This is a genomic window from Streptomyces silvae (genome assembly GCF_016745505.1).
GTDB classification, from domain to species: Bacteria; Actinomycetota; Actinomycetes; order Streptomycetales; family Streptomycetaceae; genus Streptomyces; species Streptomyces silvae.
In genome coordinates this window covers 124788-144264 of record NZ_JAERUC010000206.1, presented here as the reverse complement: position 1 = coordinate 144264, position 19477 = coordinate 124788, and the positions used below count along the sequence as shown (strand labels likewise).

10 protein-coding genes are annotated in these 19477 nt (G+C 73.9%); 4 read left to right on the top strand and 6 right to left on the bottom strand.

Going from position 1 to position 19477, the window contains the following annotated elements:
• Positions 1-149: 149 nt before the first annotated feature.
• Together JKV81_RS36465 and JKV81_RS35430 are read left to right on the top strand one after the other, a co-directional pair.
• Entirely contained in the window at positions 150-410 is a 261-nt protein-coding gene (locus JKV81_RS36465) for a hypothetical protein (RefSeq protein WP_236058545.1), read from the top strand.
• Entirely contained in the window at positions 407-1336 is a 930-nt protein-coding gene (locus JKV81_RS35430) for a PP2C family protein-serine/threonine phosphatase (protein ID WP_307820669.1), read from the top strand. Before JKV81_RS36465 ends, JKV81_RS35430 begins: the two co-directional genes overlap by 4 nt.
• Before the next feature lie 43 nt (positions 1337-1379).
• On the opposite strand, the gene JKV81_RS35425 is transcribed toward JKV81_RS35430, so the two are convergent.
• The 6 genes from JKV81_RS35425 to JKV81_RS35400 all read right to left on the bottom strand — a co-directional run bounded on the left by JKV81_RS35425 (position 1380) and on the right by JKV81_RS35400 (position 8476).
• Positions 1380-1985: a class F sortase gene (locus JKV81_RS35425; protein WP_129259967.1), complete on the bottom strand. Its 606-nt coding sequence runs from the start codon at positions 1983-1985 to the stop codon at positions 1380-1382.
• A 91-nt stretch (positions 1986-2076) separates the two neighbouring features.
• Entirely contained in the window at positions 2077-2472 is a 396-nt protein-coding gene (locus JKV81_RS35420; protein WP_129259966.1) for a hypothetical protein, read from the bottom strand.
• A 101-nt stretch (positions 2473-2573) separates the two neighbouring features.
• On the bottom strand, positions 2574-4592 hold the full coding sequence (locus JKV81_RS35415) for a sensor histidine kinase (RefSeq protein WP_202079686.1): 2019 nt from the start codon (positions 4590-4592) through the stop codon (positions 2574-2576).
• A complete protein-coding gene (locus tag JKV81_RS35410; protein WP_202079684.1) occupies positions 4576-5298 on the bottom strand; it encodes a response regulator transcription factor in 723 nt (240 codons plus the stop codon). Before JKV81_RS35410 ends, JKV81_RS35415 begins: the two co-directional genes overlap by 17 nt.
• Positions 5299-5378: 80 nt before the next feature.
• Positions 5379-6671 carry a YeeE/YedE family protein gene (locus JKV81_RS35405; protein WP_202079682.1) on the bottom strand — a complete coding sequence of 431 codons (1293 nt, stop codon included), beginning with the start codon at positions 6669-6671 and terminating at the stop codon, positions 5379-5381.
• Between the two features lie 1460 nt (positions 6672-8131).
• The gene (locus JKV81_RS35400) at positions 8132-8476 is read right to left on the bottom strand and encodes a hypothetical protein (protein WP_129259961.1); all 345 of its coding nucleotides are present in this window, start codon (positions 8474-8476) and stop codon (positions 8132-8134) included.
• A 374-nt stretch (positions 8477-8850) separates the two neighbouring features.
• Between JKV81_RS35400 and JKV81_RS35395 the strand changes: the two genes are divergently transcribed.
• A complete protein-coding gene (locus tag JKV81_RS35395) occupies positions 8851-19242 on the top strand; it encodes a non-ribosomal peptide synthetase (RefSeq protein ID WP_202079680.1) in 10392 nt (3463 codons plus the stop codon).
• Positions 19239-19445, top strand: a complete 207-nt coding sequence (locus tag JKV81_RS35390; protein WP_099175872.1) for an MbtH family protein — start codon at positions 19239-19241, stop codon at positions 19443-19445. The genes JKV81_RS35395 and JKV81_RS35390 overlap by 4 nt, the downstream gene beginning before the upstream one ends.
• Positions 19446-19477 lie beyond the last annotated feature (32 nt).

The window sequence follows — 19477 nt, the reverse complement described above, 5'->3', positions numbered from 1 at the left end:
GTCAAGAGTCGCGGCGGTCCGCGTCGGTGGCTCGCCTCGCTCCTCGGCACCCGTTCCGCGTGCGGGGCAGGGCTTCCGGCGCGAAGGTCGAGTGAGGAAGCAGTGCCTGCCGGGCGGCAGCCTGCCTGTTCCGTCCCGGAGGCGATGCCGTGAGCCCGAACCGCGCCACGACAGGGCTGACGTCGCACGCGCCGCAGAGCGAGAGCGACCTGCTCCCGCGGTGGACGCGGTTCGCGCCCCTGGTCCTGGTGGTGCTCGGGCTGGCGATCGACCTGCCCACGCCGGGGGCGTACAGCGGGGACGTGTTCCTGATTCTCAGTTCCATGATCGCGGCCTGTGTGTACTCGCTGCGGGCCGTGGTCTGGGTGGCCGCCCTCAACAGTGTGGCGGGCCTGGTCTTCCTCCTGTGAGGCATTTGCCCTCGGACGGCCAGCACGCGGTCGTGGACTACGTCGCGCTCGTGGTCCTCGCGTGGGCGACCGTACCCCTGTGCAGGCTGCGGCTGTTCCTGCGGGACCAGCTCCTGGGAGCCCAGCGGGTGGCGGAGAGCGCCCAGCGGGCCGTGCTCCCGCCCGTGCGGTCCTGGTGGGGGAACACCTGGGTCGCCGTCCGCTATGAGGCCGCGTCCGCGGCGGCCTCCGTCGGGGGTGACCTGTACGCGGCGGAGCACACCTCGTACGGCGTACGTCTGCTCATCGGTGACGTGCGCGGCAAGGGGCTGAACTCCATTCCCAGCGTGGCCGCCCTGGTGGGCAGCTTCCACGAGGCGGCCCACCACACCCCGACCCTGCCCGAGCTGGCCCGCCATCTGGACCAGGCGGTGACCCGCCACATCCGGGAGGCCGCGGCGGTCGGCGGCGGGGGCGAGGGCGGGGACGAGGCGAGCGGCGAGCACTTCATCACCGCCGCCGTCGCACAGATCCCGGACGACGGTACGGAGGTGCGTCTCATCAGCCGGGGGCACTGTCCGGCCTTCCTGGTGAGCGGGACCGTCCTGCGGGTCTGGGAGCCCGAGCATCCCGGAATGCCTCTGGGGCTCGGTGAATTCGACACGGGCCCATGGGTGGACGAGGTGCGTCCCTTCGGTCCGGGGAGTCTGCTCCTGCTGTGCACGGACGGGCTCCTGGAGGCCCGGGACGCCGGCGGACGTTTCTACACACCGGACGAGGATCTGCTGAGGTCCTGGCGCCACGGGCCGGCGACCGTCGTGGACAGGCTCGCCCAGGCGGTCCACACCCATACGGACGGCGTCCTGGCCGACGATCTGGCCCTGGTCGCCGTCACCCGCGCGGAGCACGCCCCGCCGTGGGGCGGGGCGGAACCGGCACCGCCGTGAGGTGCCGGGGAGCCGGCCGGCGGGGCTTCCGGCCGGCCTCGGGTCAGCGCAGCGTCGCGTAGACGATGAGGTTGTCCACGGGGTGGCCGTCGGCGTCGAAGGCCCCGTCGCACGTGATCAGCCGGAGCACGCGCTCGTCGGTGGCTCCGTAGACCTTCTCGGTGGGGAAGGCGTTCTTGCGGACGGTCTCCTTGCCGGTGACCGTGAAGTGGGCCGCCTTCCCTCCCCCGGCGGAGACGGCGATGTCGGCACCCTCGGCGATGGTGTGCAGCTCGTGGAAGACGGCCTTGCCGAACCGTGTGTCGTTGTGGCCGATGAGGACCGCGGCACCGGGCTCGCCCGGTACGGCTCCGCCCGCGTACCAGCCGGCCGTCATGCCCTGGTCGGCCGGCGGGACCTCCACCGTGCCGTCCTCGTTGAGTCCCAGCCGCAGCAGCGAGCTGTCTATCCCGAGCGAGGGGACGGTCAGCCGCGTCGGTGCGGGCGCTTTGGGGGCCTCCGAGGAGGGGGACGCGTCCGAGGCCGTGCCGGCGGCGGCCGTGGGCGCGGGCGTGTCGGCCCCGCCGCAGCCGGTGACGGCGGCGAGCAGCAGGCCGGCTGCCGCCACGGACACGGCGGTCCGCCAGGACGAGTTCGTTGTCAAGGGCATGAGCACTCCGGTGCGGGGACGAGCGTAGGCGGGAGGGGGGAACGGCGGGTGGCGCCGCACCCCGGGCGGGGTGCGGCGCCACCGTGCGGGATCAGCCGTTGCGCTGTGCGGCGGACCGGCGGCGCAGCACGAGGACGCCGCCGCCCGCGAGCAGGACCGCGCCAGCCGCGGAGCCGTACAGCGCGGTGGCGCCGGAGCCCTCGGACGGACGCTCGCCGGCGTCGACGCCGCCTCGCGGCACCGTGCCGGCCGGCACGGACTCGGCGGGGACCGGGGTCGCCACCTCGGTGGGCTCGGCGGGAGCCGGGGTGGGGGTGGCGCTCTCGGCGGGCTCCGCGGTTCCGGGCGCGGGGGTGGGGCTCTCGGTGCGCTCGGCGGGTACCGGCGTGGGCGAGTCGTCGGCGGCGGCCACGGAGGCCGGCAGCAGGACCGCGCCGAGGCCGACGGCGGCGAGGACCGCGGTGCGCAGGGTGGGACGAAGGGACATGAAGAACTCCGATTCCGGCCCGGCGTTGGTGGGGCCCCCGCGCGGATGCGCGTCGGGCGCCGGGCATGTCCTCAGACTGGAGCGAAGTTGTGAGGAAGCTGTCAGACCGCCGTGTTCATCGGATCAGGGCCTGCCGCCGGCAGGCGCAGGGTGAACACCGAGCCCCGGCCCACCGTGCTGACCACGCCGGTCGTCCCGCCGTGCGCCTCGACGAGCTTGCGGACGATCGCCAGCCCCAGGCCGCTGCCCCCCGTGCGGCGGCTGCGTGACTTCTCCGCCCGCCAGAACCGGTCGAAGACGTACGGCAGATCCTCGGGGGCTATGCCGCTTCCGGTGTCGGCGACCTCCAGCACCAGCTCGCCGTCCTCTCCCCCGGAGCCGTCCGCGTAGGCCCGCAGTGTCACGCGCCCGCCCTTGGGGGTGTGGCGTACGGCGTTGGAGACAAGGTTGCCGATCGCCTGCCGCAACCGGACGGGGTCGGCGTTGAGTTCGGGGGCCGGCGCGTCCCCGTCCGCGGCGGTCACGGTGAGGGCGACCCCGGCGGCGTCGGCCTGCGCCTGATGGGCCGCCACGGCGTGGGCGAGCAGCTCCTCGATCCGTACGGGCTCGGGGTGCAGACGCAGAGCGCCGGCATCGGCCGCAGCCAGGTCCTGGAGGTCGTCGATGATGTGCTGCAACTGCACCGCCTCCTCCAGGAGCGAGGAGACGAACACCGCGTCCACATCGGCGATGCCGTCCTGGGCGCCCTCCAGCCACCCCCGGATGTTCGACAGCGGGGTGCGCAGTTCGTGTGCGACATCGCTGACCATCACCTTGCGCTGCTCCTCCAGCCGGGCGCGGTGCACCGACATGTCGTTGAAGGCGGCGGCCAGTCTGCCGATCTCGTTGTCCGCGGCGACCACCACATGGGACGGTTCCTCACCGTCCCGCATGCGCTGGGCCGCTCCCGTGAGGGCGTGCAGCGGGCGCACCAGCCGGGCTCCGGCGAGGATCGAGGCGCCGACGGTGAGGGCCAGGACGAGCGCCGCGACCCCGATGATCTTCGCCGTGTTGGCCGAGGAGAGCGCGAAGCCGGGCACCGCGCCGCCGCGCGGGTCGCTGATGAACAGCAGCGCGGGTGAGGCGACGTACGAACTGAGCTGTTCCTGGCGGGCGATGCCGACGCAGGAGGCGATGTCGCGGTCGTTCTCGCTGTCGAGCGGTTCGGGGGTCGCCATCTCCGTGGGCAGGGCCTCCCGGGGGACGCTGATGCTGGGCACCGGCGTCGGTACGGGTGCGGCGGTCGCGGCGCCGGGCGTCTCGCCGGTCCTCCACGAGAGGTCGAGATCGAGCCGTACGTCCTCACGGCCCTGCCGGTCCAGGCACGCGTTGACGAGGTCGTTGAGGGCGGTGAGCGCCTTCGTCTCCGTCTCGGTGGGGCTGTCCAGGGCGTCCGTGGAGCACCGGCTGCCGCGCATACGGTCGGGATCGTTGCCCACGACCTGGATACGGGGGCGCCCGCTCGGCCCCTCGACGACGTCCGAGGCGATCCCCGACCGGCTGAGGCACCGCACCGTCTCCTCGGCGCTGCGCCTCAGCGACGTACGTTCGGCCTCGGGCAGCCTGAACGGGCCGACGGCCCGCGGGTCGACCCGGTCGTTGCCGGAGCGCTGCTCCCCGTCCGTGCCGGGTGCCGCGACCGTCACGGATCCTGCCCCCGCCTCCGTCTCGGTGGTGGCGGCCACCGACAGGGGGTCCACGACCGCGGATGCCTGGGGCGGCAGAGCGGGTGGCGGCGGGGAGGAGGACGCGGAGTCGGCGAGGATCTGCCGGCTCTGGGTCGTCAGTGTGATCCGCCGGTCGGAGGCGTCGGCGAGCTCACGCACCGTGGCGTCCACCCCGTCCCAGGAGGGGTGTTCGGCCGCGTAGGCGAGCAGGGCGTCGAGGACTCGAGTGTCGGCGGCGAGATTGCGGCCCTGCTCCTGCTCGATCGCGCCGGAGGTGGTCTGTACGGCCAGCCACGCGGTCGCGGCGACCGAGCAGGCGGCGACGAGCGCCGACACCGCCAGCAGCCGGCCGAGGAGGCTCTTGCGCAGGGGGAGCCTCAGGCGAGGTCCGCCGCGTTCAGCGCGCCGAGGCACCCGGGGCACCCTTCAGCGGGTCCATGAGCTTGTAGCCGACTCCGAAGACGGTGAGCAGGCGGGCCGGGCGCCGGGGCGCGCGCTCGATCTTCTTACGGAGGTTCATGATGTGTACGTCGACGGTACGGCTGCTGATGTACCGGTCGAAGCCGTGGAGTTCGGCGAGCAGCTGCTCCCGGGTGAAGACCCGTCCGGGCTCGGCGGCCATCGCGGCGAGGAGCCGGAACTCCCCCGGTGTGCACTCGACCCCGACGCCGTCGACCGCCACCTCGTGGCGCACGGGATCGACGGCGAGCGATCCCACCCTGAGTATGTGGCCGTCCTCGCGTCCGGTCTCGCGCCGGGTGCGCCGCAGGAGCGTGCGCACCCGTGCCATGAGCTCCCGCGGGCTGTAGGGCTTGGTCATGTAGTCGTCCGCCCCCAGGTCCAGCCCGAGCAGCAGATCGTCCTCCGTGGCCCGGGCGGTCAGCATGAGGACCGCCAACTCCCGCTCCTCCGCGCGCAGGATGCGGACCACGTCGAGCCCGTCGGCCCGGGGCATCATCACGTCCAGCACCAGCAGGTCCGGCCTCCCCCGCCGTGCCTGTTCGAGCGCGGCCAGGCCGTCGGACACCACCGTGACCGCGTGGCCTTCGCGTTCGAGGTAACGGCGGACCAGCTCGGCCTGTTTGGCGTCGTCTTCAGCGATTATGACGTTTGCGCACACGGGGACGATCGTAGAGGAGGGCGGTCAGCGGTCTTTCGCCCGCGAGGCGTCCCTTCGTGCGCGCGCTGCCGGGGGGCTGTTCAGCAGACGCCGTCGCCCGGCTTGGGGTTGCCCAGGCCGAACAGCGGGCGGAGCCTGAGCCCGACCCAGGTGCCGGCCAGGGCGACCGCGCCCCACAGCCAGCCGCTGAGGCTGCCCGAGGCGATGCCCGCCAGGTAGGCGCCGATGTTGCAGCCCCCGGCCAGTCGCGCGCCGATGCCCATGAGCACTCCGCCGAGCACCGACGCGACGGCCGTACGCCAGGGGATGCCGCGGTGCAGGGCCCAGGTGCCGCCGAGCGCGGCGGCCACCGCGGCGCCGATCATGATGCCGATGTCGGTGAGGCTGGTCTTGTCGGCCAGGACGGGGCCCGCCAGCATCTCCTTGTTGCCGGCCTGCTGCCACCAGGTCCAGTTCTCCGGGTGGCCGCCGAGGGCGCCCACCAGCTCCGAGCCCCAGAGGCTGAACGCGCTGGTGACGCCCCAGGCGCCGCCCGACACCAGCAGCACGCCGGCACCCAGTACGGCGAGCACCGGAGCGCCGGCGGCCAGCGGCCAGGAACCGCGGAAGGCCCGTACGGCCGCGGTGCGTGCCGAGGGCACGGTGCCGAGGGGCGGCGGGTTGCGCCGGGCCTGCACGCGCCGGGTGACCACGACCACCAGGAGCAGCGCCGCGATCGTCACCGCCCACGACCCGAACCAGCCGATGTGGTCGGAGAGGACGACCGGTTCCCAGGCGGGGAGGTCCTTCCACAGGTCGAACTGCCAGGCGGCGAGGGTGGCACCCGCGATGAAGCCGCCGAGGGTGAGAAGGATCGAGCTCTGCCCCGAGCCGACGGCGAACAGGGTGCCCGAGGCGCAGGCACCGCCGAGTTGCATCCCGATGGCGAAGAGCAGGGAGCCGACGACCAGTCCGGTCCCGAGCGGCCCCGCGGACGGTGCGGGCTGCGAACCGAACAGGCCGGTGCTCGTGCCGATGACCAGCGCGAACAGGGTCGCGGTGGTCCCGAGCAGCAGCGCGTGCGCCCGCAGCCCGGCTCCGTTGCCGACGGCGATGAGCTGCCGCCAGGCGGAGGTGAAGCCGAACCGGGAGTGGAAGAGGGCGACGCCCAGGCCGAGTCCCAGCAGGAGCAGTACGCCCGGCTTGGCACCGTGCGCGGACCACACGTACGCGGTGAGGGCCACGGCGAGCAGCCCGGACACGACGAGCGGGGCCCTGCGCACCGGCGGCAGGGGCGGTGCCTCGGGTCGCGGGACCGAGGTGGGAGAGGGGACGAACAGGGCGGGCAGCGCGCGCGGCGGCGCGGTCTGCCCGGCGGGAGGCGCGGTGGTCACGAAGGTCTCCGGGGTGATGCTCGGCGGACAGCGGTCTCGGCTGTCGACGGGCGCGTCACGCGCTGCCGACGGGATTCAGCCGCTACAGAGGCCGTCGTCGACGCACCAGGCCGAGTGCGCGAAGAGCGCGAGGCACAGGGGCAGGGCCGAAGCAGACATGCGTACGAATATACGGACGGCCCTCCTCCACATGCCTGGCTGTCTCGCCATGCGGGAAGCGGTGTCCACCGCCGCACGGGGAGGCCGCCCACGGCCGCCCTGACGTCCGCAGCGCACGGGGCCCACGGAAGCGTCCGGGAGGCCCGCCGCTGGAGGTGCGCGGTTCCCTGCGCGGACAGCGGGCCTCCCGGCCGCACAGTGCCCCTGCCCCGCTCCGGTTCCGGCCATCTCACGCATGCTGCTTTTTCACATAAGGAGCACACAAAAGGCGCGACGCGTGTACGGCGTGCTTTTGTGGCGCGGCCGGACCAATCCGCAGGGCGTACAGGTCCGAATTCCCTGGGGAAGTCCGGCGGGGAGGTCTCGTCGGCGGGGGGCCGGCAGGCCCGTACAGAGGGAGAGACGCACATGGGCATAGCCGGCGCGACAGTGAGCAACGTGCGGGACACACCGGATACATCGGACGCACCGGAGGCCGGGACCGTCGCACCGTCCGCCCGACCGGTGTTCGTCGACACCACCGGGAGGCGCAGCCGGACGTGGCGCCGAGCAGGGGCCGTCACGGCGCTCTGCTGTGTCTGCTACGCCACGACGGTGGCCGCCTCGCTGGTCGGGGGCGATTCGAGCGCGCCCTTTCTGCAGCTGCCCCGGGCAATGGGGCTGGAGCGCGGGACGACTGAGCCGCCAGCACCTGCCGAGGACGCGGACCGTACGGCCTCGGCCACCGGAACCGCGCTCGGTGCACCCGGGCCGGTGAGACCTGGTCCGGTGACTCCGGCCCCGGCCCGTCCCTCGGTGGCCGTCCTGCCCGTCCCGCCGCGGCCCCTCGAACAGGCCTCCGCGCACCCGGGTGCGAACGCCGGGGCCTCCGCACCTCCCGTCCGGCCCCAGCCCTCCGGACCCGCGTCCGGCGGAGGCACACAGACCGGCGCGGACGGCGCGGGGTCCGTGAACAAACCGGTGGGCGAGCCCGTGAACGAGCCTTCTCCACCCGCCCAGGGGACGGGGGGCGGCTCCGGATCCGAGGCTCCGCCCGCCGGTGGCGCGGATGCCGGGGCACCGGCGGGCGAGGACACCGCCGAACCCGGCGGGCAACTCGGGGACCTGCTGGGGGGGTTGCTCGGCGGACTGCTGGGAAGCTCCTGACATCACTGTGAGGCCCTGAGGCCCTGACCTCAGGCCGTTCCCGTGCACGGCACGGAGGACCGGGCCGTACTCCGGTATCGGGCACGGAGGACCTCGCCGTACGACGTTCCGGTATCCGGCACGGGGCCGACGGGACGGCGTACGGCGAGCGGCCTTCAGGGACGGACGGTGCAGGCGGCCAGCAGGCAGAGGTTGAATCCCTGCGTGTTACTGGGACCCGCGTGGCCCTCCGGTCCTGAATCGCCGACCGTGCACCGGGCGAGCAGGCAGAGGTTGCCGCCCTGCACACCCCGGTAGGACCCGAGCGGCCCGGCGTCGGACGCAGCGGCGCCCCCGGCGGCCGTCCCGCCGTCGGCTCCGGTCGGCCGTATCGACTCGGCCTGCCGCAGCGTGGGCTGATGAGAGGTCACCGCCCCGGCACCGGGCGCGGCCGTCAGCAGCAGTGCGCCCGCAGCGGCGGACGCCGCCGCCCAACGCAGGGCAGTGGGGGGAAGCTTCATGGGTTCTCCAGACATCGCGGACTGAGCATCGGACGCGGGTGGTTCGTTGCCGCACGCCCTGCGGATGGGTGCCTGGCGCACATTCGTCGCGGAGTTGGCTGATATGCGCGGGCAAAGCGCACAGCCCGAGAAGATTCAAGTGACCTGTGCCACATGGGCAATCCGGGACGCATGCGCCTCCGAACGACTCATGTGAGAGCCAAATGCACGGAAACAGCTGACCATCGGGGGCAATCGGTATGCACGGAGCGCAGGACGCGCCTGATTCGCCATCGCAACGCGCAGGTCGTCGACTGCCCTCCTGCTGCGCTCTGCTCCCGGCACCGGCCGGCCCGGTCCGTGCTCCCGCAGGTATGCCACCGAGGTGAAATCGCGTGACCGACGCACCGCACGACAGGACTCGGCCGGACACCCTGCGCCTGACGGCCGCTCAGCGGGGCCTCTGGTTCGCCCAGCGGCTCGATCCGGCGAATCCGTCCTACAACGTGGCGGAGTACGCCGACATCCGGGGCCGGATGGAGCCGGGACTGCTGCGGCGGGCCGTCGGCCACACCGCGGCCGAGACGGAAGCCCTCCGCAGCACCTTCGGCGAGCGGGACGGGGTCCCCTTCCAGCGTGTCCATGAGCACGTCGGGATCGACGTCCCTCTGGTCGACCTGTCGGGATCCCCCGATCCGCGCGCCGAAGCCGTACGGCGTATGGAGCAGTGCCTCGCGGAACCGGCGGACCTCGACACCGGCCCGCTGGTGCGTATGACGCTCTTCCGTCTCTCCGAGACCCATCACCTCTTCCACCAGCAGGTGCACCACCTCGCGCTCGACGGCTACGGGGCGGTGCTCGCGCTCGCCCGCATCGCCGAGGTGTACACCGCCCTGGTCGAGTCGCCGGGTTCCGCCCCGCCGGTCCGGGCCCCCGCTCCGCTCGCCGCCCTCCTCGACGAGGAGGACACCTACCGCGCCTCACCCCAGCACGAGGCGGACGAGGGGTTCTGGGCGGACCATCTGGCCGGCGCACCCACGCCGACGGGTCCTGGGGACAGGAGCGCGCCTCCCGGGCACGGGGCGCGGTCGGTGCGCCGGGAGTTCACCGCCGAGGAGACGGCCGGGCTGCGGGCGGCGGCCAGGCGGGCCGGCACGGGCTGGCCGACGTTCTTCATGGCGACCATGGCGGTCTGTCTGCACCGGAGCCGGGGACTCGGCGAAGTCGTCATCGGGCTCCCGGTCACCGGCCGCCGGACCCCCCTCGCCCGGTCCACGCCGGGGATGCTCAGCAACGTACTGCCGCTGCGTCTCGCGGTGTCGCCCGCGGACCGGTTGGCCGACCTGGCCAAGCGTGCCTCCTCCGGGGCTCGCGCCGTCCTGCGGCACCAGCGTCTGCCGTCCGAGGATCTGCGCCACCGTCTCGGCCTGACGGGGAGCCGGACGCCTCTGGCCGGGCCGTCCGTGAACATCCTCGCCTTCGACGAGGCCCTGCGATTCGGCCCGCATCCCGCGACGCTGCACAACCTCTCGATCGGTCCGGTCGAGGATCTGTCCGTCGCCGTCCACGCGTCCTTCGCGGACGGCGGCATGCAGGTGGATCTGCTCGGGAACCCCGGTCTTCACAGCCAGGAGGAGCTGGCGGGCCATCATGCGCGCTTCTGCCGTGTGGTCGAGGCGTTCGCCGAGGATCCGGACCGCACGGTCGGCTCGCTGCGCCTGATCGACGACGACGAACACGTCCGCGTCCTCGGCCTGGGGGCCGCCCGGATCCCCGCGGAGTACGACCGGGGCGGACGTCCTCCGCTGCCCGAGCAGCTCGCACGGCAGGCACGCAGGACCCCGGACGCGACGGCCCTGGTCTGCGCGGACACCCGGCTCACCTTCCAGGAGCTCGACCGCCGGGTCGACGTACTCGCGGGCGTGCTCGCCGCCCGGGGGGCCGGACCGGGCACCCGGGTGGCCGTCGGCCTGCCCCGGTCGTCCGGTCTCGTGGTGGCGATGCTCGCCGTGCTGCGGGCGGGGGCGGCCTATGTGCCGCTCGACCCGTCCTACCCGGCCGACCGGCTGGCCTTCATGATCGAGGACTCCCGGCCCGCCGTGCTCGTCGCGACGGCCGGCTCCGCCCGGCTGATGGACCCCGGGGGCACCGTGGCGCTGGTCGACCCCGCCGGGGCGACGGCGGCCGAACGGAGCGAACCGGTTCCGCCCGGTCCCCAGGACGCGGCGTACGTCATCTACACCTCGGGTTCCACGGGCCGGCCCAAGGGTGTCGTGGTGGAGCACCGTTCCCTGAGCAACCTGCTCGCTCACCACCGCCAGGAGATCCACGCCCCGGCCGAGAAGGCCCTGGGCCGGCGGCTGCGGGTCGCGCTCAGTGCGGCCACCTCGTTCGACGCGTCCTGGGACCCGGTGCTGTGGATGGTCGCCGGGCACGAGCTGCACCTCGTCGACGACGACGTGCGCAGGGATCCGCAGGCACTGGTGGACTTCCTCGCCGAGCGACGCGTCGACGCCGTGGAGACGACCCCCACCTACCTTCGGCAGATGCTGACGGCGGGGCTGCTCACCACCGCCGCGCACCGGCCCCGGGTCATCGCGCTGGGCGGCGAAGCCGTCGACGACGCCCTGTGGGGCGAACTGGCGGGCGACCCCGCGCTGCTGGTCTTCAACTACTACGGCCCGACGGAGACCACGGTCGACGCCGTGACCACCCGGATCACCGGGCTCTCCCCTGTCATCGGCCGACCGGTGGCCGGCGCGGGCGCCTACGTCCTGGACCCGTCGCTGCACCCGCTGCCGCGGGGCGCGGCCGGTGAGCTGTACCTCACCGGTGAAGGCCTGGCCCGCGGCTACGCGGGGCGTCCGGGGCTGACCGCGGAGCGCTTCATGCCGGATCCGTACGGACGGCCCGGAGGCCGGATGTACCGGACCGGGGACCTCGCGCGGTGGAGCCGGGACGGCACGCTGGAGTTCCTGGGCCGCAGCGACCGGCAGGTCAAGGTACGGGGCTTCCGCGTGGAGACCGGTGAGATCGAGGCCGTGCTGCGTTCGCTGCCCGGGGTGGAGGACGCCGCGGTCACCCTCAGCTCGACGCCGGACGGGCCGGAGCGGCTGGCCGCCTATCTGGTGGCCGCCACCGGAGAAGCCGCTGCGCCCGGACACGCAGAGGTCCGGGACGCGCTCGCCGCGGCCCTGCCCGGGCACATGGTGCCGACCGCCTGGGCCACCGTGCCCCGCCTCCCGCTCACCCCGAACGGCAAGCTGGACCCGGCCGGGCTCCCGGAGGCAGTGCCCGTGGCGTCCGACGGCGGTACACCGCGGACCCCCGAGGAGGCACGGATGTGCGCGGTCTTCGCGGAGTGCCTCGGCCTCCCCCGGGCGGGCCGGGACGACGACTTCTTCCTGTTCGGCGGTCACTCGCTGCTGGCGATGCGGCTGATCGGGCGGGTCCGCGGCGAGTTCGGCGTGGAGCTGCCGATCCGGGCGCTGTTCGCGTCGCCCACCCCCGCCGGACTGGTGGCCGCGCTCTCCGGTGCCTCACCGGCCCGTCCTGCCGTCACGGCGGTCCGGCCGCGCCCGGACCGGCTGCCGCTCTCCTTCGGCCAGCAACGGCTCTGGCTGCTGGAGACGCTGGGCGACGCGGGCACCTCGTACCACCTGCCGGTCGCGCTGCGGCTGCGCGGCGCGCTCGACCGGGACGCGCTCGCGCACGCGCTGGCCGACCTGGTGGCACGGCACGAGAGTCTGCGTACGGTGGTGAGCGAGGGCCCGGACGGGCCCGGCCAGCACATCGTTCCCGCGGCGTCGGCCCGGCCGTCCCTCCGGGTGATGGCGCCGGCGGACCCCGTGCTGCCGGACCCCGCTCCCTTCGATCCGGCCCGTGAACTCCCGGTGCGGGCACAGCTGTTCCCGGCCGCCCCCGACGAGCACGTCCTGATCGTGACGCTGCATCACATCGCGGCCGACGGCTGGTCGATGGGGCCGCTGATGCGGGACCTGTCCGCCGCCTACACCGCACGCCGCACCGGTGCCGCGCCGGAGTGGACCGCGCTGCCGGTGCAGTACGCCGACTACGCCCTGTGGCAGCGCCGGCTGCTGGGGGACGTCAAGGACCCCGGCAGTCTCGCCGGACGGCAACTCGCCCACTGGTCGGCCTCGCTGGCCGGGCTGCCCGAGGAGTGCGGTCTCCCCGCGGACAGGGCGCGTCCGGCGCGGCCCTCGGGGCGCGGCGGGAGCGTGCCCGTACGCATCGGCGCCGCGGACCACCGTGCGCTGGTCCGGCTCGCGGGCGACTGCGGGGCCAGTGCGTTCATGGTGCTGCACGCGGCGCTGGCGGCCCTGATGTCGCGTCTCGGCGCCGGGTCCGACATCGCGATCGGCACCCCGGTGGCGGGCAGGACCGATGAGGCGCTCACCGAGCTGGTCGGCTTCTTCGTCAACACGCTCGTCCTGCGGACCGACACCTCCGGCGCGCCGGACTTCCGGGAGCTGGTGCGGCGGGTGGCGCGGGACGATCTGGCCGCCTACGCCCACCAGGACGTGCCGTTCGAGCGGATCGTGGAGGAACTGGCCCCGGCCAGGTCGCTGTCCCGCCATCCGCTCTTCCAGGTGATGCTCAGCCTGAACAACACCCCTCCGCCCGAGCCCGTCCTGGACGGGCTGGCGGTCAGCCATGAGGCGTCCGTGGGCCGGTCGGGCGCCAAGTTCGACCTGACCTGGGACCTGGTCGAGCAGCATGACGTGACGGGCGCTCCGGCCGGGATCTCCGGGGAGCTGGAGTTCAGCGAGGACCTCTTCGACCGGGGCACGGCCGAGCGGTTCTGCGAACACTTCTCCCGGCTGCTCGCGGCCCTGCTCGCCGATCCCGGCCGCCCGGTGGCGGACGCCGGGTTCCTGACGGCCGAACAGTGTGCCGCCGCCCTGGACGAGCTGCCCCGCCCCGCCGCCGGGCCGCTGACCGGCGCGTCGGCGACGCGGCCGGGCGAGCCCGACGGGGGCTGGACGGTGGTGGACGTCCTGGAGACCCGTGCCGCGGTGCAACCGGGCCGTACCGCCGTGGTCGCGCCGGACGGCCGTCTCTCCTTCGGTGAGCTGCTCGCGCTCGCCCACCGGCTGGCCACCGCGCTCTCGGCAGCCGGTGTCGGTGCGGGCGACCGGGTGGCGGTGGCGCTGCCGCGCACCACTCTGCAGATCGTGGCGTTGCTCGGCGTGCTGCGCGCCGGTGCGGTGTACGTCCCGGTCGACCCGTCGCACCCGCAGGCCCGCAACCGGCTGATCCTGGACACCGCGGCCCCGCGCCTGGTGCTGGCCACGGCCGGGACCCGGGCCGCGGTCCCCGGCACGTCCGACGTGATGCTCATGGACGGGGCGGCGCCGTGGCGGGGTGCGGAGGGCCCGCTCCCTCCCCTGCCACGGGACCGCGACGCCGCCTATGTGCTGTACACCTCCGGCTCCACCGGGGTGCCCAAGGGTGTCGTGGTCGAGCACGGGTCGCTGGCCAACCTGCTGACGGGTCACCGTGAGCGGCTGATGTACCCCGCCGAGGCCGGCAACAACGGCCGCCCCCTGCGGGTCGCGCTCACGGCGGCGATGACCTTCGACGCGTCATGGGACCCGCTGCTCTGGATGATCGCCGGCCATGAGCTGCACCTGGTGGACGACGCGACGCGCCGTGACCCCGAGGCGCTCACGGCGCTGCTGCACGAGCGGGCGGTCGATGTCGTCGAGACCACCCCGTCCTTCGTCGAACAGTTGCGCGCCTGCGGGCTGTTCGCCCCGGGGCGGCCCCACCCCCGGGTTCTCGCCCTCGGCGGCGAGGCGGTCAACGAGGCGCTGTGGCAGGAGCTCTCGGCGCTGCGTGGTGTCACGGTGTGGAATCTCTACGGGCCGACGGAGGCGACCGTGGACAGTGTGATGGGCCGGATCGTGCCCGGCTCCCGTCCGCATCTGGGCCAGTCCGTCAACGGTGTGAGGGCCCGGGTGCTCGACGGACGGCTCCGGCCGGCCGCCCCGGGCGTCACCGGTGAACTGCACCTGGCGGGGCCGGGGCTGGCGCGTGGGTACGAGAACCGGCCGGGCACGACCGCCGCCGGCTTCCTGCCCGATCCGTACGGCGCACCGGGCTCCCGGATGTACCGCACCGGTGATCTGGTGCGGCGCAGGGAGGGCCGGCTGGAGTACGTGGGCCGGGCGGACGGGCAGATCAAGGTGCGGGGCTTCCGGGTGGAGACCGGGGAGATCGAGGCCGTGCTGTCCGGTCACCCCGACGTGGCCCAGGCAGCGGTCGCCGTGCGCCCCGGGGCCGGGGGCGAGGGGCGGCTCCTCGGGTGGGTGGTCGCCGCCGAGGGCCGTGAACCCTCTGCCAAGGCGCTCCGCGCGTTCGCCGCCGACCGGCTCCCGGCCCATATGGTGCCGGGCACGATCGTCCCGGTCGCGGTGCTGCCGCTGACCTCGCACGGGAAGGTGGACCTGGCGGCCCTGCCGCTGACCCCGGAGGTCACGGTCGTGGCAGCCGACGGTGAGCTGCCTCGCTCCGCCGCGGAGGAAATAATCTGCGCCCTGTTCGCGGAGAGCCTGGAACAGGAACGGGTCTCCCGTGACGACGACTTCTTCGAGCTCGGGGGCCACTCCCTGCTCGCGACCAGGCTGGTGGGCCGGATCCGTTCCGCGTTCGGCGTCGAGATGCCCGTACGGGCGCTTTTCGAGTCCACGACTCCGGCGGCCCTCGCCGAACGGCTGGGCGAGGCGGGGACGGCGCGGCCCGCGCTGCGCCGTGCGGTGCGGCCGGACCGTCCTCCGCTCTCACCGGCCCAGCGGCGCCTGTGGTTCCTGCACCAGCTGGACCCGGGGACGGCCGCGTACCACATCTCGTTCGCCGTACGCCTGCACGGCAGCCTGGACCGGCGGGCGCTGCACCAGGCGCTCTGCGACGTGCTGGCCCGGCACGAGAGCCTGCGTACCCTGATCAAGGACGGTGACGGGGAGCCGTACCAGGCCGTGCTGGCACCGGGCGACGCCCGCATCGCGCTGCCGCTCACGCCGGTCGACGACGCGGCTCTCGCCGCGGAGATGAGGGACTCGGCGTCGGTGCCGTTCGACCTGGCCGGGGAGGTGCCGCTGCGCGCGGCTCTCTTCCGTACCGCCGAGGACCGGCACACGCTTCTGGTGACGGCGCATCACATCGCTGCGGACGGCTGGTCGATGGGGCCGCTGGCACAGGACCTGGCCGGCGCGTACGCGGCCCGTACGGCCGGACGCGCCCCGAGCTGGGCCCCGTTGCCCGTGCAGTACACGGACTACACGCTCTGGCAGGACGGTCTGCTGGGCTCCGCCGAGGATCCGGCCTCACTGGTCACGGCCCAGCTCGCCCATTGGAAGGCCGAGCTGGCCGGTGCCCCGGAGGAGACCCCGCTGCCCAGCGACCGGCCACGGCCCGCCGCCAGCGGCGGCCGGGGCGGCACCGTCGCGCTGCGTCTGACCGAGGAGACCACGGCGGACCTGGTCAGGCTGGCACGGACGACGGCCACCAGTACCTTCATGGTGCTGCACGGGGCGCTGGCCGCTCTGCTCCACCGGATCGGCGGAAGCTCGGACATCGTCATCGGCACCCCGGTGGCCGGGCGGACGGACGAGGCGCTGGACCTGCTGGTGGGCTTCTTCGTGAACACGCTGGCCCTGCGCACGGACGTCGGCCCGGACCTCACCTTCAGGGGCCTGCTGGCCCGGGTGCGGGACACCGATCTGGCCGCGTACGCCCACCAGGAACTGCCCTTCGAACGGCTGGTGGAGGCTGTGCGGCCGACGCGCTCGCCGGCCCGTCACCCGCTGTTCCAGGTCATGCTCAGCCTGAACAACCACCGCCCGCCGCGTCTGGACCTGCCGGGGCTGCGCGCCCAGGTGGAGGGCGTCGACACCGGGGCTGCGAAGTTCGACCTGTCCTTCTCCTTCACCGAGCGCCCTGTCGCCGGCGGCGGAGCCGTGCTGGAGGGCACGCTGGAATTCAGCCGCGACCTGTTCGACACCGGCACGGCGCAGCGGATCGCCGACTGGTTCGGCCGTCTCCTCCCGTACGCCGTCAGCGAACCGGACACCCGGGTGTGCGACCTGCCGTTGATCGGCGCCGAGGAGCACAGCAGGCTGCTGGCGCTCGGGGACGGCGGCTCCACCGGGACGAAGCCGCCCGGTGTGCTGGAACGGTTCGCGGAGACCGTCGCCGCCGCGCGCAGCGGTGACATCGCGATCACGGCTCCGGACGGCAGCCTGTCCTTCGAGGAGCTCGACGGCCGCTCCGACCGGATCGCCGCGCTGCTGGGTGAGGCCGGCATCGGAGCCGGTCAGGTGGTGGCGGTGCTGCTGCCGAGGAGCACCGACTCGATCGGGGCCCTGCTCGGCGTCCTGAAGGCCGGCGCCGTCTACGCCCCGGTCGACGCCTCGCTGCCGCAGGGCCGGATCGACGCCGTGCTGGCCGATACCCGTCCGGGGGCGGTCCTGACCGCGGATGCCACCGCTGCCCGCGTGCGTGGGGAGTGGCCCGGGCTGAACCTCGACGGCATGGCGGCCTCGCGGCTGCCGGCCGGGACGGCGCACCGGGCCGGGGCCGCAGGCCCCGCCTACCTGCTGCACACCTCCGGTTCCACGGGGCGGCCCAAGGGTGTGCTCGTCGGTCATGACTCGCTGGCCCGGCTGCTGGAGCACCACCGGCTCCACCTCTTCGGCCCGGCGGTGCGGGAGAGCGGGAAGCCCAGGCTCCAGGTCGCCCTGACGGCGGCACTGTCCTTCGACGCGGCGTGGGATCCGGTGCTCTGGATGATCGACGGGCACCGGCTCCATGTGCTCGACGACCTCACCCGGCGCGATCCGGAGGCGCTGGTCGATGCCGTGCGCACCCTCGGCCTGGACGTCCTGGAGTCCACCCCCACCCATGTCCGCCAGCTCCTGGACGCGGGGCTGTTCGCCACTCCCGCCCCCGGGCCGGGCGTCCTGGTCCTCGGCGGCGAGGCCGTACCGCCCGCCCTGTGGAGCGCCTTGCGGGAGCAGCCCGGCGTGCGGTGCTGGAACTTCTACGGTCCGACCGAGGCGACGGTCGACACCCTCACGGCCGATGTCCGCGACTTCACGCGCCCGGTCCTCGGCACTGCCGTCCGCGGCACCCGCGCCTATCTGCTGGACGCGCGGCTGCAGCAAGTGCCGGCAGGGGTGACCGGAGACCTCTACCTGGCCGGGGACAGTCCCGCGCTCGGCTACCCCGGCAGGCCGGCCGAGACCGCGCGCGTCTTCCTGCCCGATCCGTACGGCCCGCCCGGGGCTCGGATGTACCGCACCGGTGACCGGGCGGTGCGCGCCCCGGACGGGGCCCTGGAGTTCGCCGGGCGCGCCGACGGACAGGTGAAGATACGTGGCTTCCGGGTCGAGCCCGACGAGATCGCGGCCGTCCTGGAGGCCTCCCCGGACGTCGTACAGGCGGCGGTCGTGGCCCACGGGGACGGTCCGGCGGGGGCGTGGATCGCGGCGTACGTGGTGCCCGGCGTACGGTCCGGGGCGGACGTGCCGGACGGGGCCGAGGCGGCTCTGCTCGCTTCCCTGCGGGACCGTGCGGCGGCGCACCTGCCCGCCTACATGGTGCCGTCCGGCTGGCGGGTGGTGGACCGGATCCCGCTCACGCCGAGCGGGAAGCTCGACCGGGCGGCCCTGCCCGCCCCTTCGCCGCTGGAGGTGGCCGACGGCACGGGCCGGGGTCCGCGCAGTCCGCGCGAGGACGTGCTCTGCACCCTGTTCGCGGAGGTGCTGGACCGCGAACAGGTGCTGATCGACGACGACTTCTTCGCCCTGGGGGGCCACTCCCTGATGGCCACCCAGCTGATCGGCCGTATCCGGACCACGCTCGGTGTGGAGGTCAGCATCCGCAGCCTGTTCGAGGCCCCGACCGTCGCGGCCCTGGCGGAAAGGCTCCTCGACGGCGCACGGGACAACCCGCTGGCGACCCTGCTGCCGCTGCGTACCACCGGCGGCCGGCCCCCGCTCTTCTGCGTCCATCCGGCGGGCGGCCTGGCCTGGTCGTACGGCGGACTGCTCCCGCACCTGGACGACGACCAGCCGGTGTACGGGCTGCAGACGCCGAATCTGGACGGCACGGCACCCTTCCCCGACAGCATCGAGGAGATGGCCGCCGTCTACGTGGCCGAGCTGCGGAGCGTCCAGCCGCACGGCCCGTACCACCTCCTCGGCTGGTCCTTCGGAGGCAATGTCGTCCAGGAGGTGGCCGTGCAGCTCCAGGAGGCGGGCGAGCGGGTGGCTCTGCTGACGGTCCTGGACGCCTTCCCGCTCGCCCCGCTGGACGACCTGGACAGCGCCGGCCGTGACACCGTGTTCCGGGCGCTGCTGTCCAACATCGGCGTCGGCGAGGAGGCCCTGGCCGGGGCGGAGGAGGTCGAAGCGGCCGCCGTACGGGAGGAGTTCCGCCGCGCCGGCAGCCCGCTCGGGTCCCTGGAACCGGCCACGATCGACGCGATGGTGGACAACTTCGCCGGTCAGGCCCGGCTGATGCGGGCCTACACCCCGCGTACGTTCCACGGTCCGGTGCTGTTCTTCACCGCCACCGAGGGCCGCTCGCCCGACACCTTCGGGCTCGGCCTCTGGGCCCCGTACATCGACGGGCACATCGAGAACCACGACGTGGCGTGCGCGCACGCCCAGATGATGACCCCGGCCGCGCGGGCGCAGATCGGCGCCACCGTGTCGGCCGCCCTGCGCTCCATCCATCGAACCGCACAAGGAGATCTCTCATGACCAACCCGTTCGACGACCCCCGGACCGAGCACCGCGTTCTGGTCAACGACGAGGGGCAGCACGCGCTGTGGCCGTCCTTCGCCCCCGTACCGGCCGGCTGGGACGAGGTGTTCGGCCCGGCCGGGCACGGCGCCTGCCTGGAGTACGTGGAGCTGAACTGGACCGACATCACGCCCAGGAGCGCACGCGTGCGGGTCGCCTGAACACGGCCGTCCGGCCCGTCCCACCGTGCGAG